The sequence below is a fragment of the Bradyrhizobium tropiciagri genome, assembly GCF_018130505.1.
Taxonomy (GTDB): domain Bacteria; phylum Pseudomonadota; class Alphaproteobacteria; order Rhizobiales; family Xanthobacteraceae; genus Bradyrhizobium; species Bradyrhizobium tropiciagri_B.
Map to the genome: position 1 here is coordinate 261,808 of NZ_JAFCKH010000007.1, position 15,434 is coordinate 277,241.

Below are 15,434 nucleotides of genomic sequence, written 5' to 3' on the forward strand. Positions count from 1 at the left end.
GTCAGCCGCGCCCGCGATAGGGTGCGACGCCCTGATCGGGAACCCAGATGCCCTTCGGCAGGCGGCCGGTCTGGAAGAACACGTCGATCGGGATGCCGCCGCGCGGATACCAGTAGCCGCCGATGCGCAGCCATTTCGGCTTGATCTCGTCCGCAATGCGCCGGCCGATCATCACGGTGCAATCCTCGTGGAAGGCGCCGTGGTTGCGGAAGCTCGCGGCGAACAACTTCAGTGACTTGGATTCGAGCAGAAAGCGGCCGGGCACGTAGTCGATCACCAGATGAGCGAAATCCGGTTGTCCCGTCACCGGGCAGATCGAGGTGAACTCAGGCACGGTGAAGCGCACCAGATAATCGGTACCAGCCTGCGGATTGGGGACGCGGTCGAGCTTGGCCTGCTCCGGCGTGTCGGGCCACTCCACCGCGCGGCCGAGTTGCAGGTCGCCTGAGGGCTTCGATTTGCTGGACTTTTTCGCCATTGGTGGGGTCTCCGTGGGGTCCTCTTAGCTAATGATAGCGGGCCCGTCACCCGGCCTTTTCGGCCCCGATGCATTGCGCTAGAAGCACCGCCATCCGACCCGACCACTGCCAGAAGAGGTTCTCATGACTGCCATCATCGACATCATCGGCCGCGAAATCCTTGATAGCCGGGGCAATCCCACGGTCGAGGTCGATGTGGTGCTGGAGGATGGGTCGATCGGCCGCGCCGCGGTGCCGTCGGGCGCCTCCACCGGCGCGCATGAGGCGGTCGAACTGCGCGACGGCGACAAGGCGCGCTATCTCGGCAAGGGCGTGGAGAAGGCGGTCGCCGCCGTCAACGGCGAGATCTTCGAGGCGCTCAGCGATCACAGCGTCGAGGACCAGGTCGCGATCGACCAGATCATGATCGATCTCGACGGCACGGCGAACAAGAGCCGGCTCGGTGCCAACGCCATCCTCGGCGTCTCGCTGGCCTGCGCCAAAGCCGCCGCCGAGTCCTTCGACATGCCGCTCTATCGCTACGTCGGCGGCACCTCGGCGCGGACGCTGCCGGTGCCGATGATGAACATCATCAATGGCGGCGTGCATGCCGACAACCCGATCGACTTCCAGGAGTTCATGATCCTCCCGGTCGGTGCCACCAGCTTCGCCGAAGCGCTGCGCTGCGGTTCGGAGATCTTCCACACGCTGCGCGGCGAACTGAAGAAGGCCGGCCACAACACCAATGTCGGCGACGAGGGCGGTTTCGCGCCGAACCTGCCGAACGCCGATGCCGCGCTCGAGTTCATCATGAACGCGATCGGCAAGGCGGGCTACAAGGCGGGCGGCGATGTCCTGCTCGGGCTCGACTGCGCCTCGACCGAATTCTTCAAGGAAGGCTCCTACGTCTATGGCGGCGAGAGCAAGACCCGCTCGCGCTCCGAGCAGGTGAAGTATCTTGCCGATCTGGTCGGCCGTTATCCGATCGTCACCATCGAGGACGGCATGTCCGAGGACGACATGGACGGCTGGAAGGAGCTGACCGACGCGATCGGCAAGAAGTGCCAGCTGGTCGGCGACGATTTGTTCGTCACCAACGTGACGCGGCTCGCCGATGGCATCAAGAACGGCCGCGGCAACTCGATCCTGGTCAAGGTCAACCAGATCGGCACCCTGACCGAGACGCTGTCCGCGATCGAGATGGCCTACAAGGCCGGCTACACCGCCGTGATGTCGCACCGCTCCGGCGAGACCGAGGACTCCACGATCGCCGATCTCGCGGTCGCGACCAATTGCGGGCAGATCAAGACCGGCTCGCTGGCGCGCTCCGACCGTACCGCCAAGTACAACCAGCTGCTGCGTATCGAGCAGCAACTCGGCACCCAGGCGAAGTATGCGGGCAGGGCGGCCTTGAAGGCGCTGGCCTAACGCCCCAACTGATCGGAACCAAGACCATAAAGCAGGGAGGTCGGGATGAGCGACGGCAAGAGCGGGCTGCAACTGCGTTCGCTGCTCAAGAAGGATGGCGAGCTGGAATTGTCGCTGGTCAATGTCCCGACCCCCGAGCCCGGACCCGACGAGGTCGTGGTCCGGGTCGAGGCGACGCCGATCAACCCGTCCGACCTCGGCCTCTTGATCGGTCCGGCCGACATGTCGGCGGCCAAGGTCTCCGGGACAAGGGAATTGCCTGTGGTGACCGCCCGGGTGCCCGAGGCGGCGCTGGGCGGGCTGACCGCGCGGCTCGACGAGTCCATGCCGGTCGGCAATGAGGGCGCGGGCGTCGTGATCCGGACCGGGTCGTCCGATGCCGCCAAGGCGCTGATGGGCCGCACCGTCGCGATGATCGGTGGCGCAATGTATGCGCAATACCGCACGCTGCGGGTGGGCGAATGCCTGCCGCTGCCCGATGGCACCACGCCGGCCGAAGGCGCATCCTGCTTCGTCAATCCGCTGACCGCACTCGGCATGACCGAGACGATGCGGCGCGAGGGCCACAAGGCGCTGGTGCACACCGCCGCGGCGTCGAACCTCGGCCAGATGCTCAACAAGATCTGCCTCAAGGACGGCATCGGCCTCGTCAACATCGTGCGCAACAAGGAGCAGGCCGACATCCTGCACAAGATCGGCGCCAAGCACGTCGTCGATTCCTCGTTGCCCACTTTCATGGACGATCTCACGGGCGCGCTGGTCGAGACCGGCGCCACCATCGCATTCGACGCGATCGGCGGCGGCAAGCTGGCCGGCCAGATCCTGGTCGCGATGGAGACCGCGATCAACAAGACCGCCAAGGCTTACAGCCGCTACGGCTCGAACGTGCACAAGCAGGTCTATGTCTATGGCAGCCTCGATACCCATTCGATCGAGCTGCCGCGCGGCTTCGGCATGGCCTGGGGCGTCGGCGGCTGGCTGCTGTTCCCGTTCCTGATGAAGATCGGTCCGGAGGCAGGCAACAAGCTGCGCCAGCGCGTGGTGGCGGAATTGAAGACCACCTTCGCCAGCCACTACACCAAAGTGGTGTCGCTGCAGGAGGTGCTGCAGCTCAGCAACATCGCCGTCTACAACAAGCGCGCGACCGGCGAGAAATTCCTGATCAACCCGAACAAGGCGATGTAGCCGCGCCAGTCGCGCTCAAGAACCCGTAGCCCTGTAGCCCGGATGTAGCGAAGCGCAATCCGGGACCGCGCTGTCCGCGTATAGAGGCCCCGGATTTCGCTTCGCTGCATCCGGGCTACGATGCTACGCGCGGTCGTGTCGGTCGGCCGGATTTCCCGAACGCTGCGTTTCCGGAATTCGCTGATCCATGCACTTGCATCTTTCTCGCCGCACCGGTAGGTGAAGGCCTGTCCCGGTTCACAAGCCAAACGTCCGAAGGAATTTGCTATGGCCTATAACATCGTCACGATCGTCGGCAGCATCCGCAAGCAGAGCTTCTCGCTCAAGATCGCCAATGCGCTGGCCAAGCTCGCGCCCGCCTCACTCAAGCTCGACGTCACGACGCTCGAGGGCATTTCCTTCTTCAACCAGGACCTCGAGGCGGCGCCGCCGGCGGACTGGCTGGTCTTCCGCGAGAAGCTGCAGAAGTCGAACGGCGTGCTGTTCGTGACCCCCGAATACAACCGTTCGATCCCGGGCGTGCTGAAGAACGCGATCGACGTCGCCTCGCGGCCCTATGGCAAGAGTTCGTTCCTCGGCAAGCCGGTCGGCATCGTCTCCAACTCGCCCGGTCCGCTCGGCGGCGTCAGCGCCGCAAAGCACCTGCAGAACATCCTGCCCGGCATCGCCGGCCCGATCCTCGGCCAGCCGGAGACCTATCTCAACGGCGTCGGCGATGCCTTTAACGAGAGCGGCGAACTCACCAAAGAGGCGTTGAAGGGCGTGTTGCAGCAATATCTCGACGCGTTTGCGGCGTTCATCGAGAAGCAGAACCGCTGACAGCATGATCCGGAAAAGTGCGTAGCGGTTTTCCGAACAAGATCATGCTCATATAAGGGCCTTAGCGGTCCATTAACTGCCATGGCCGCATGGTCGCGGCCATGGTCTCCCGCACGCGACTCAAATCGATCCTCACCGGCCTCGCCCTCTACACGATGGCGGCGCTGATGGTCGGCTATTTCGGGGTCAACGCCTACACCGGCAAATACGGTCTCAACGCCCGGCAGGAGCTCGACCAGGAGATCATCGCGCTGACCTCCGAGCTGGCGCGGCTGAAGAAGGAGCGGGCCGAGAGCGAGCAGCGGGTGTCGCTGCTGCGGACCGACCGCGTCGACCCAGACATGCTGGACGAGCGCGCGCGCTACCAGCTCGACTATGCCAATCCGCGGGACCTGGTTCGGATCAACAAGAACTGACGCGTTCTCAAATTTCAAAAACCTCCGCGCGCTATCACAAAAGTGTCGCGCCGCGTTGCAGTGCGGCATAGCAATTATTCGTCCGTCGCACGCGCTTCTTCCAAGGCGATTTGAGTTGGGTTAGAGAGGGTTTTCCAACTTCTCTCACCCGGAATTGCCATGGCCGCCGCACCCAAGAAAACCGTCGCAAAGGAATCAGGGCAGGAGAAGGCAGGATCTCCGCCCGAGCTCAACAAGGAGCAGGAACTCAAGGCGCTGCGCGACATGCTCCTGATCCGCCGCTTCGAGGAGAAGGCGGGCCAGCTCTACGGCATGGGTGCGATCGGCGGCTTCTGCCATCTCTATATCGGCCAGGAAGCGGTCGTCGTCGGCATGCAGATGGCGCTCAAGCTCGGCGATCAGGTCATAACCGGGTACCGGGACCACGGTCACATGCTGGCCTGCGGCATGGAAGCCAAGGGCGTGATGGCCGAACTCACCGGACGCCGCGGTGGCTATTCCAAGGGCAAGGGCGGCTCCATGCACATGTTCAGCATGGAGAAGCACTTCTACGGCGGTCACGGCATCGTGGGCGCGCAAGTGTCGCTCGGCACCGGGCTGGCCTTCGCCAACCGCTATCGCGGTAACGATTCCGTCAGCGTGACCTATTTCGGCGACGGCGCGGCCAACCAGGGCCAGGTCTATGAAAGCTTCAACATGGCCGAACTGTGGAAGCTGCCGGTGATCTACGTCATCGAGAACAATCGCTATGCGATGGGCACCTCGGTCTCGCGCGCCTCGGCGCAGCAGGATTTCTCCAAGCGCGGCGCCTCCTTCAACATTCCCGGCAGGCAGGTCGACGGCATGGATGTGCGCGCTGTGAAGGCTGCGGCCGACGAGGCCGTGGCATGGTGCCGCGGCGGCAACGGTCCGATCATCCTGGAGATGCAGACCTACCGCTATCGCGGCCACTCGATGTCCGACCCCGCCAAGTATCGCACGCGCGAGGAGGTCGAGAAGGTGCGCCACGATCAGGATCCGATCGAGCAGGTGCGTAACCGTCTGCTCGCTGCCGGCACGAGCGAGCAGGACTTGAAGGCGATCGACGCCGAGGTGCGCGAGATCGTCAACGAGTCCGCCGACTTCGCCCAGCACGATCCGGAGCCCGATCCGTCGGAGCTCTATACCGACGTCTACCGCTGATTCATCCGCGCAGAAGAACCTTCAAGACTGATTTCCGGGAGCTGTTATGCCCATTCAAGTGCTGATGCCTGCGCTGTCGCCCACCATGGAAAAGGGCAACCTCGCCAAATGGCTGAAAAAGGAAGGCGAGACCATCAAGTCCGGTGACGTCATCGCCGAGATCGAGACCGACAAGGCGACGATGGAGGTCGAGGCGACCGACGAGGGCACGCTCGGCAAGATCCTGATCCCGGAAGGCACCGCCGACGTCGCGGTCAACACGCCGATCGCCACCATCCTCGCCGACGGCGAGAGCGCCGCCGATCTCGCCAAGGTGCCCGCCGCTCCGGCGCCGACGCCGAAGGCCGAGGCCGCGCCGGCGGAAGCCAAGTCAGAGGCGCCGAAACCCGCCGCTGCGCCGGCCGCGCCGGTTGCGGTCGCCGCGCCCGATCCGGAAGTGCCTGAGGGCACCGAGATGGTCACGCAGACCATCCGCGAAGCGCTGCGCGACGCCATGGCCGAGGAGATGCGCCGCGACCAGGACGTCTTCATCATGGGCGAGGAGGTCGCCGAGTATCAGGGCGCCTACAAGGTGACCCAGGGCCTGCTGCAGGAATTCGGCGCCCGCCGCGTGATCGACACGCCGATCACCGAGCACGGCTTTGCCGGCGTCGGCGTCGGCGCGGCGATGGCCGGCCTGAAGCCGATCGTCGAGTTCATGACCTGGAATTTCGCCATGCAGGCGATCGACCAGATCATCAACTCGGCTGGCAAGACGCTTTATATGTCCGGCGGCCAGATGGGCTGCTCGATCGTGTTCCGCGGCCCGAACGGCGCTGCCGCGCGCGTCGCCGCGCAGCACAGCCAGGATTATGCCGCGTGGTACTCACAGATCCCGGGCCTGAAGGTGATCGCGCCGTATTCGGCCGCCGATTACAAGGGCCTGCTGAAGGCTGCGATCCGCGATCCCAATCCGGTGATCTTCCTCGAGAACGAGATGCTGTACGGCCACACCGGCGAGGTGCCGAAGCTCGCCGACTTCGTGGTGCCGATCGGCAAGGCGCGGATCGCCCGCGCCGGCAAGGACGTCACCATCGTCTCCTGGGCGATGGGCATGTCCTACGCGCTGAAGGCCGCCGATGAACTCGCCAAGGAAGGCATCGAGGCCGAGGTCGTCGACCTCCGCACCATCCGTCCGATGGACACCGAGACCATCATCAACTCCGTGAAGAAGACCGGCCGCGCGGTCACGGTCGAGGAGGGCTGGCAGCAGAGCGGCGTCGGCTCCGAAGTCGTGGCGCGCATCATGGAGCATGCCTTCGACTATCTCGATGCGCCGGTCGCGCGCGTCTCCGGCAAGGACGTGCCGATGCCCTATGCCGCCAATCTCGAAAAGCTTGCTCTGCCCTCCGTCGCGGAGGTGGTCGCGGCCGCCAAGGCCGTGTCCTACCGGTAACGCCCATGACCGGTCCCAAGGAGCAGCCGCTGCCGCCTGACGTGATGGACCGCGAGGACGCCGTCGAGGTGCTGCGCGCCTTCGTCGTCGACGGCGGTCTGTCGATCGCATTCCAGCGCGCCTTCGAGGAGCCGGACATGTGGGGGCTGATGCTCGTCGACATCGCCCGTCACGCCGCGCGCGCCTATGCGCGCGAGAGCGAATACACCGAGGACGAAGCGCTCGCGCGCATCGTCGAGATGTTCGAAGCCGAAATCGCCCGGCCGACCGACACGGGCAAAACCATGCCGCGGTCGCAACAAGGTCACTGACATGCCGATCAACATTCTCATGCCCGCGCTGTCGCCCACGATGGAGAAGGGCAACCTTGCCAAGTGGCTCAAGAAGGAGGGCGACACGGTCAAGTCCGGTGACGTCATCGCGGAGATCGAGACCGACAAGGCGACGATGGAAGTCGAGGCGGTCGACGAAGGTACGATCGCGAAGATCCTGGTGCCTGAGGGCACCCAGGACGTACCGGTCAACGACATCATCGCGGTGCTCGCCGGCGACGGCGAGGATGTGAAGGCGGCGGCCAGCGCCGGTGGCGGAGCCGCGCCGAAGCCGGCCGAGGCACCGAAGCCGGCGGAAGCCCCGAAGCCCTCCGCCGCTGCCGCGGCACCCGCACCGGCGGCTGCTCCTCCTGCGCCGAAGCCTGCTGCGCCCCCACCGGCGCCGCAGCCAGCGGCCGCACAGGCCAACGGTCATGCCCGCATCTTCTCGTCGCCGCTGGCGCGCCGTCTGGCGAAGGAAGCCAATATCGAGCTTGGCCGCATCACCGGCACCGGCCCGCATGGCCGCGTCATCGCCCGCGACGTCGAGGACGCCAAATCCGGCAAGGGCCTCAAGGCACCGGCGGCCGCACCCGCCGCGGGACCGAGCATCGCACCGTCGATGTCGGACAAGCAGATTCTGGCGCTGTTCGAGCCTGGCTCATACGAGGTCGTGCCGCATGACGGCATGCGGCGAACCATCGCCCAGCGCCTGACGGCGTCGGTGCAGAACGTGCCGCACTTCTACCTGACGATCGACTGCGACATCGGCAAGCTGCTCGCCGCGCGCGAGGAGATCAACGCCGCCGCGCCGAAGGACAAGGAGAAGAAGCCGCTCTACAAGATCTCGGTCAACGACTTCGTCATCAAGGCGATGGCGGTCGCGCTGCAGAAGATTCCGAACTGCAATGTGAGCTGGACCGAAGGCGGCATGCTCAAGCACAAGCATTCCGATGTCGGGGTCGCGGTGGCGATGCCGGGCGGCCTGATCACCCCGATCATCCGCAAGGCGGAGACCAAGACGCTCTCGACCATCTCGAACGAGATGAAGGATTTTGCCGCGCGTGCCCGCGCCCGCAAGCTGAAGCCGGAGGAATACCAGGGCGGCACCACGGCGGTGTCCAACCTCGGCATGTACGGCATCAACCACTTCACCGCGGTGATCAACCCGCCGCATGCCTCGATCCTCGCGGTCGGCACCTCGGAGGAGCGCCCGGTGGTGCGCGGCGGCAAGATCGAGATCGCGAGCATCATGAGCGTGACGTTGTCCTGCGATCACCGCGCGATCGACGGCGCGCTCGGTGCCGAGCTGATCGGTGCCTTCAAGCAGCTGATCGAAAATCCCGTGATGATGATGGTCTGACGGGCATCACGCATGTACGCGATCTACGGTCCGTACGTCCTGCTCGCCGCCATCGCCGTCGCGTCGATCATTGCGGTCAATCGTGACCTCGTATCCACGATCCAGTTCAGGATCGCGATCATCGGCGCGGTCGTGCTCGCGCTGGTCTGGACGGTGATCCTCGGAGTGGTTTGGCCGGAACATGGATAATGGCCGACAGACGGATCACGCTCTGGCCCTGGATCTCGATGCTGCTGTCGGCCGCGGCCGTGCTCAATCCGGTCGGACTGGATATTCTGCGCTCCGCATTCTTTTCCGGCGAGCAGCTGGCGCGGAGCATCGGTCAGGCCGTCGTGCTGATCGCCGGGCTCATCATGGCCCTGGTCATCGCGATCGAATGGCTGGTCAGGTTGTTGATCACAAGAAGCCGCGCCCGCGGCGTCACAAGTTGAGTTGAATGGGAGCCGCCATGGCCGACACATCTTTCGACGTCATCATCATCGGCTCCGGTCCCGGCGGCTACGTCACGGCGATCCGCGCCGCGCAGCTCGGCTTCAAGACCGCGATCGTGGAGAAATCCTATCTCGGCGGCATCTGCCTGAACTGGGGCTGCATCCCGACCAAGGCGCTGCTGCGCTCGGCCGAGATCTATCACTATATGCAGCACGCCAAGGACTACGGGCTGTCGGCGGACAACGTCTCGTTCGATCCGAAGGCTGTGGTGCAGCGCTCGCGCGGGGTCTCCAAGCGGCTGAACGACGGCGTCGGCTTCCTGATGAAGAAGAACAAGATCACGGTGATCTGGGGCGACGCCAACATCGACGCGCCCGGCAAGATCACGGTGAAGAAGTCCGCGGTCGAGGCGCCGAAGGGCGCCAGCGGCGAGGGCACCTATCAGGCCAAGCACATCATCGTCGCGACCGGCGCGCGGCCGCGCGTGCTGCCCGGGCTCGAGCCCGACAAGCAGCTGGTCTGGACTTATTTCGAGGCGATGGTGCCGGAGCGGATGCCGAAGTCGCTGCTGGTGGTTGGCTCCGGCGCGATCGGCATCGAGTTCGCCTCGTTCTTCCACACCATGGGTGCCGACGTCACCGTCGTCGAGGTGCTGCCGCAGATCCTTCCCGTGGAAGATGCCGAGATCGCCGGCCTGGCGCGCAAGCGGTTCGAGAAGATGGGCATCAAGATCATGTCCTCGACCAAGGTCACGAAGCTGGAGAAGAAGGCCGACAGCGTCGTCGCGACCATCGACGACGGCAAGGCGCCGCAGACCATGGAATTCGAGCGCGTGATCTCCGCCGTCGGCGTGGTCGGCAATATCGAAAATCTCGGGTTGGAGAAGCTCGGCGTGAAGACCGACCGCGGCTGCATCGTGATTGACGGCTACGGCAAGACCAACGTACCCGGCATCTACGCGATCGGCGACGTCGCCGGTCCGCCGATGCTCGCGCACAAGGCCGAGCATGAGGGCGTGGTCTGCATCGAGGCGATCAAGGGCCTGCATCCGCATCCGATGGACAAGCTGATGATCCCGGGCTGCACCTACTGCCACCCGCAGGTCGCTTCCGTGGGCCTCACCGAGGCCAAGGCGAAGGAGGGCGGCCGCGAGATCCGCGTCGGCCGCTTCCCGTTCGTCGGCAACGGCAAGGCGATCGCGCTCGGCGAGGATCAGGGCCTGGTCAAGGTCATCTTCGACAAGAAGACCGGGCAGCTGCTCGGCGCGCACATGATCGGCGCCGAGGTCACCGAGCTGATCCAGGGCTATGTCGTGGCGATGAACCTGGAGACCACCGAAGAGGAACTGATGCACACCGTGTTCCCGCATCCGACATTGTCCGAAATGATGAAGGAAGCAGTGCTCGACGCCTACGGCCGGGTGCTGAATATTTGAGACTGGAATAGTAGCCGTCCCGTCATCCTGAGGAGCGCGTAGCGCGTCTCGAAGGATGCACGGCCCGGATCGAGCAGCGGGGCCTGTCGCCCTTCGAGACGGCCGCTTCGCGGCCTCCTCAGGGTGACGGGTCAGGCAGGAACGAACTCACGAAGAACAAGAAAGAGCGCACCTCGTGAAAGACAACGACAACCTCACCATCGAACGCCCGACCTTCGTCACTCATCTCGAATGCGCGATGGAGGGCGATCACTATCCGGCGGATCAGGTCCACAACCTCTCCAAGGCCGGCAAGCCGCTGTTGGTGCGCTACGACCTCGCCGGCGTGAAGAAGGCGCTGACCAAGGACGCGCTGGCGCAGCGCCCGGCCGACATGTGGCGCTATCGCGAGCTGCTGCCGGTGCGCGAATGCAAGGACATCGTCTCGCTCGGCGAAGTGACGACACCGCTGATCCGGCTGCCGAAGCTTTCGCACAAATTCGGCGGCGGCGAGATCATCGTGAAGGACGAGGGGCGGCTGCCGACCGGCTCGTTCAAGGCGCGCGGCCTCGTCATGGCGGTGTCGATGGGCAAGGCGCTCGGCATCAAGCACATGGCGATGCCGACCAACGGCAATGCCGGCGCGGCGCTCGCGGCCTACGCAACGTCGTGCGGCATCAAGACCACGATCTTCTGCCCGGCCGATACGCCGGAAGTGAACGTCAGCGAGATCGAGCTGCAGGGCGCCACCGTCTACCGCGTCAACGGCTATATCGACGATTGCGGCAAGATCGTCGGCGAGGGCAAGGCCAAGGTGGGCTGGTTCGACACCTCGACCTTGAAGGAGCCGTACCGGATCGAGGGCAAGAAGACGATGGGCCTCGAGCTCGCCGAGCAGCTCGGCTGGGACGTGCCCGACGTGATCTTCTATCCGACCGGCGGCGGCACCGGCCTGATCGGGATGTGGAAGGCGTTCGACGAGCTGGAGAAGATCGGCTTCATCGGCTCGAAGCGCCCGCGCATGGTCGCGGTGCAGGCTTCCGGCTGCGCGCCGATGGTGCGGGCCTATGAGGCCGGCACCGAGCATGCGACGCGCTGGGAGGACGCCCACACCATCGCCTCCGGCATCCGCGTGCCGCAGGCGATCGGCGATTTCCTCATCCTGCGCGCGGTGCGCGAGAGCAAGGGCTTCGCCATCGCGGTCGACGACGACAAGATCTCGGCCGCGCTCAACGAGGTCGCGCGCGAGGAGGGGCTGCTGCTGTGCCCCGAGGGCGCCGCGACCTACGCCGCCTACAAGGACAGCCTCGCCGACGGCCGCGTCTCCAAGACCGACCGCGTCATGCTGTTCAACTGCGCGAGCGGGCTGAAATATCCGCTGCCGCCGGTGACGCGCACGCTGGACCGGCACAAGCCGATCGATTTCTCGCAGTTCTGACGCCTTATCCGAAGGGCCATCTTGTCGAAAGGTGGCCCTTCAAAAATGATAGCAATAAGAAAATTGAGGGAGAGAGCGTGATGCGGAAACTGGTTCTGGCCGTGTTGGCGATGTTGGCGTTCACTGGCGCCGCATCAGCGCAAGCCTATCCCACCCATCCGATCACCATCATCGTGCCGTTTTCCGCCGGTGGACCGTCGGATGCGATGGCGCGCATTCTCGGCGAACGCATGAAGCAGTCGCTCGGCGAGGTGCTGCTGATCGAGAACGTCACCGGGGCGGGCGGCTCGATCGGCGTCGGCCGCGCAGTCCGCTCCGCGCCGGACGGCTACACCATCTCGTTCGGCCATCTCGGCACCCATGTCGCCAACGGCGCGATCTACAAGCTCGGCTACGACCTGGTCGAGGATCTCGAGCCGGTGGTGCTGCTGCCGAGCAACCCGATGATCATCGTCAGCAAGAACGCCGTGCCGGCGAAATCGCTGAAGGAACTGCTGGCGTGGCTGAAGTCGCGGCCGTCGCCGCCGACCGCGGGCACCGCCGGCGCCGGCAGCGGCAGCCACATCGCCGGGCTCTACTTTGAAAATGTCTCGGGCATCAAGCTGCAATACGTGCCGTATCGCGGCACCGGTCCCGCGCTGAACGATCTCGTCGCCGGCCAGATCGACATCATCGTCGACCAGACCTCGAACTCGATCAACCAGGTCCGTGCCGGCACCATCCGCGCCTACGCCGTCACCGACTCCAAGCGGGTCGAGAACGCTCCCGATATTCCGACTGTGGACGAAGGCGGCCTGCCGGGCTTCCACATGACGCTGTGGTCGGGCCTCTGGGTGCCGAAGGGCACGCCGAAGGAGATCATCGCGAAACTCAACAAGGCTGCGGTCGAGGCACTGAACGATCCGGCCGTGCAGAAGCAGTTGGAAAATCTCGGCCTGCAGATGCCGCCGAAGGACCAGCTGACGCCGCAGGCGCTCGGCACCTGGCAGAAGGCCGAGATCGCAAAGTGGTGGCCGATGATCAAGGCCGCCAATGTGAAGGTGGATTGAGGCCGATATCTCTCAGCGGTCGTCCCGGCGAAGGCCGGGACCCATTACCTCAAATGGCGGTTGGCGCACGACGCTGAGGCCACGTTCCCGATCACAATTGAATGCAGTGGTTATGGGTCCCGGCCTTCGCCGGGACGACGGCTGTTACTGCGACGGGACCGTTGCCCCCGCAGGCGCCGCGTTGGTCTCCTGCGTCACGACGCGTTCGCCGTTCTTGGCCATGGCCGTGCCGGCGTCCTCGAAGCGGGCGCGGTAGACTGCGAGATTCTCGATCACGCGCTGGACGTAATTGCGCGTCTCCGAGATCGGGATCCGCTCCACCCAGTCGACGGGATCGACATTGGGATCCCGCGGGTCGCCATAGGCCTTGACCCAGTCGCGAACGCGGCCGCGGCCGGCGTTGTAGCCGGCGAAGGTCATGATGTGGTTGCCGCGATATTCCGACAGCAGCGCGCTGAGCTCGGCCGCGCCCATCTGGGTGTTGTAGACGGGGTCGGAGACCATCCGGCTCCAGTCGTAGCTGACGCCGAAGCGCTTTGCGGTGTCGCGGCCGGCTTCCGGCGTCACCTGCATCAGGCCGACCGCGTTGGCCGCCGATTTATCGCGCTGGTCGAAGGCGCTTTCGGTGCGCGCCACCGAATAGGTCATGCTGAGCCCGATATCGGGCGCGACCGGCGTGTGCTTCGGCAGTCCGATGACCGGGAAGGCATAGTGGTCGAGCGCGAAGCCGCGGCCGAGCGCGATCTTGCCGATCTGCAGCATCGCGCGGGCGTCGTTGCGGCGGCGGGTGAGTTCGCCGAGTGCCTCGAGCATGCCGACCTCGGAGCTTTCCTCGGCGAGATCGGCGACGAAATACAGCACCACGTCGGGCTCGCCGATGGCGTAGAGCATGTCGGCAGCACGCACCCGCTCGTCGGAAGCCATGCTCTCGGCGCTCGCGGCCGGCGAGGGCACGCGCAGGTCGAGGCCGTCGCGGCCGAGCTTTGCCAGCGCGAGCTGGCCGTAATAGGCGGTCGGATAGCGCGCGGCGGCCTGGTAATCGGCGCGCATCACGGCCTTGTTGCCGAGCGCCTCGGCAACGCGGCCGCGCCAGTAGGCGGCGCGCGCCAGCACGGTCGGGTTGGTCTGGCCTTCGTCGATACGCGCGAAATGCGCCGCCGCTGCCTTGGCGTCGTCGAGATAGCGCAGCGCGATCCAGCCGCACATGAAGTGCAGGTCGGAGCGGTAATACGGGTTGTCGGGAAGCGCCGCCGGGCGGATCACGTCGTAGGCGGTCTGGAACTTGCCCTGGTCGAGCAGCTTGCGCGCCAGGATACGCCGTTCGCGCCACCATTGGTCGGTGTCCTGCTGCGCCATGGTCTCCGGCGCCGCCGCGATCGCCACGCGGGCCGCATCGTCGATCCTGTTCTGCGCCAGCAGCCACTGCATCCGGCAGAGCGCGTAGCCGAGGTCGCCGCGGGCGTCGCTGGGCACGTCGTTGAGCGTGTCCTCCGCCTTGCTCGATTTCGCGCGCACGGCGCCGCAGGCCTTTACGATCGCCAAATCGTCATCGCCGAGCCGCTGCGCGGCGCGCCGGGCGCCGGCCAGATCCTTGGCGCCGATCCGCTTGTCCATCCGCGCGCGATGATCGTCGCGCGTGAGCAGGTCCTTGAACGCATCATAGGCGTCGCTCTCGGTGCGGTCGGACAGGTCCTCCGAGCGCCAGGCCTCGCGCACCAGCCGCGTCGCGCCGTCACGGTCGCCCTCGGCGAGCAGCACGCGCGCGAGCGCGAGCTTGCCCTTGGCGCTGATCGGCTGGTCGAGCGTGAAGCCGTGCACGGTCGCCGCGGCGCTGCGCTCCTGCCACATCCGGGCCTCGGCCCGTCGGCGCAGCAGCGTCACGCTCGGCCAGCCCGGATTGGCGGCGATGAACGCCGCATAGCGGCTGAAACCGGCAGCCGACTCGGAGTGGCGCAGCAGATACCATTCGACGAGCTTCTGCCCGACGGGGTCGGTGATCTTGCTCTGGATGTCGGTCGCCTCGCTGGTCCTGCCCTTGCGCGCCGCGAGGATCGCATCCCTGACCGCGGCGAGATCGCCCGACAACTGCGGGCCCGCGGGCTTCTCTGTCGCCGGTGCCTTGTCGGCTTCAGCGGCTTTCGAAGATGATTTGGCTTTGGCGGATTTGCGCTCGGCGGCGCTGCGCTTGGCATGACGCCGCTTGCCTGACGTCGTCTCGCGCGCGGCCTTGGCTTTCTTGCCGGCGCCCTGCGCCTTCTTGTCAGCCTCGTGCGAACTCTTGGCTTGGTGTTGGCTGTGCGGCTTCGCGGTCACCTTGACCGGAAGCAGCGCAAGCGCTGCGGCGGTGGCGAAGCACGCCAGCGGACGGAGGCAATGGTTCATTCCCTGGTCCCCCCTGAGAAACCATGAGGCACAAACAAACAAAGCTTACACGCGGCACAAACCGGGCCGCCGATTATCGGACCCCTTGATTCACAACCCCTTAAGTCAACCGCAACTCTACA

The 15,434-nt window shown here is 65.4% G+C and carries 15 protein-coding genes; 13 read left to right on the plus strand and 2 right to left on the minus strand.

Annotated elements, in window-relative coordinates; translation table 11 throughout:
- Nucleotide 1 precedes the first annotated feature (1 nt).
- Nucleotides 2–478: a preQ(1) synthase gene (gene queF / locus JQ633_RS19510; protein WP_211986679.1), complete on the minus strand. Its 477-nt coding sequence runs from the start codon at nucleotides 476–478 to the stop codon at nucleotides 2–4.
- Nucleotides 479–602: 124 nt separating this feature from the next.
- On the opposite strand from queF, the gene eno reads away from it, so the two are divergent.
- From eno to JQ633_RS19575, 13 genes are all read left to right on the plus strand, one after another.
- On the plus strand, nucleotides 603–1,886 hold the full coding sequence (gene eno, locus JQ633_RS19515) for a phosphopyruvate hydratase (RefSeq protein ID WP_211986680.1): 1,284 nt from the start codon (nucleotides 603–605) through the stop codon (nucleotides 1,884–1,886).
- A gap of 45 nt (nucleotides 1,887–1,931) precedes the next feature.
- Complete coding sequence (locus JQ633_RS19520) at nucleotides 1,932–3,071, plus strand: zinc-binding dehydrogenase (protein ID WP_211986681.1); 1,140 nt, start codon at nucleotides 1,932–1,934, stop codon at nucleotides 3,069–3,071.
- 267 nt (nucleotides 3,072–3,338) lie between these two features.
- The gene (locus tag JQ633_RS19525; protein WP_211986682.1) at nucleotides 3,339–3,890 is read left to right on the plus strand and encodes an NADPH-dependent FMN reductase; all 552 of its coding nucleotides are present in this window, start codon (nucleotides 3,339–3,341) and stop codon (nucleotides 3,888–3,890) included.
- A gap of 101 nt (nucleotides 3,891–3,991) precedes the next feature.
- Nucleotides 3,992–4,306 (plus strand): FtsB family cell division protein, encoded by a 315-nt coding sequence (locus JQ633_RS19530; RefSeq protein WP_211986683.1) that lies wholly within the window; start codon nucleotides 3,992–3,994, stop codon nucleotides 4,304–4,306.
- A 159-nt stretch (nucleotides 4,307–4,465) separates the two neighbouring features.
- Nucleotides 4,466–5,488 (plus strand): pyruvate dehydrogenase (acetyl-transferring) E1 component subunit alpha, encoded by a 1,023-nt coding sequence (gene pdhA, locus JQ633_RS19535; protein WP_211986684.1) that lies wholly within the window; start codon nucleotides 4,466–4,468, stop codon nucleotides 5,486–5,488.
- Between the two features lie 46 nt (nucleotides 5,489–5,534).
- A complete protein-coding gene (locus tag JQ633_RS19540) occupies nucleotides 5,535–6,923 on the plus strand; it encodes a pyruvate dehydrogenase complex E1 component subunit beta (protein ID WP_211986685.1) in 1,389 nt (462 codons plus the stop codon).
- A 5-nt stretch (nucleotides 6,924–6,928) separates the two neighbouring features.
- Nucleotides 6,929–7,234: a DUF5076 domain-containing protein gene (locus JQ633_RS19545; protein WP_211986686.1), complete on the plus strand. Its 306-nt coding sequence runs from the start codon at nucleotides 6,929–6,931 to the stop codon at nucleotides 7,232–7,234.
- Nucleotide 7,235: 1 nt separating this feature from the next.
- The gene (locus JQ633_RS19550; RefSeq protein WP_211986687.1) at nucleotides 7,236–8,597 is read left to right on the plus strand and encodes a pyruvate dehydrogenase complex dihydrolipoamide acetyltransferase; all 1,362 of its coding nucleotides are present in this window, start codon (nucleotides 7,236–7,238) and stop codon (nucleotides 8,595–8,597) included.
- A gap of 12 nt (nucleotides 8,598–8,609) precedes the next feature.
- The gene (locus tag JQ633_RS19555) at nucleotides 8,610–8,786 is read left to right on the plus strand and encodes a hypothetical protein (protein ID WP_211986688.1); all 177 of its coding nucleotides are present in this window, start codon (nucleotides 8,610–8,612) and stop codon (nucleotides 8,784–8,786) included.
- Nucleotides 8,786–9,028 carry a hypothetical protein gene (locus JQ633_RS19560; protein ID WP_211986689.1) on the plus strand — a complete coding sequence of 81 codons (243 nt, stop codon included), beginning with the start codon at nucleotides 8,786–8,788 and terminating at the stop codon, nucleotides 9,026–9,028. Before JQ633_RS19555 ends, JQ633_RS19560 begins: the two co-directional genes overlap by 1 nt.
- A gap of 17 nt (nucleotides 9,029–9,045) precedes the next feature.
- Nucleotides 9,046–10,464, plus strand: a complete 1,419-nt coding sequence (lpdA, locus tag JQ633_RS19565) for a dihydrolipoyl dehydrogenase (RefSeq protein ID WP_211986690.1) — start codon at nucleotides 9,046–9,048, stop codon at nucleotides 10,462–10,464.
- Between the two features lie 175 nt (nucleotides 10,465–10,639).
- Nucleotides 10,640–11,881 (plus strand): threonine synthase, encoded by a 1,242-nt coding sequence (locus tag JQ633_RS19570; RefSeq protein ID WP_211986691.1) that lies wholly within the window; start codon nucleotides 10,640–10,642, stop codon nucleotides 11,879–11,881.
- 80 nt (nucleotides 11,882–11,961) lie between these two features.
- On the plus strand, nucleotides 11,962–12,930 hold the full coding sequence (locus JQ633_RS19575) for a tripartite tricarboxylate transporter substrate binding protein BugD (protein WP_211986692.1): 969 nt from the start codon (nucleotides 11,962–11,964) through the stop codon (nucleotides 12,928–12,930).
- Between the two features lie 144 nt (nucleotides 12,931–13,074).
- Here JQ633_RS19575 and JQ633_RS19580 read toward each other — a convergent pair whose 3' ends face one another.
- Nucleotides 13,075–15,312 carry a lytic transglycosylase domain-containing protein gene (locus JQ633_RS19580; RefSeq protein ID WP_211986693.1) on the minus strand — a complete coding sequence of 746 codons (2,238 nt, stop codon included), beginning with the start codon at nucleotides 15,310–15,312 and terminating at the stop codon, nucleotides 13,075–13,077.
- Between the last annotated feature and the right edge of the window lie 122 nt (nucleotides 15,313–15,434).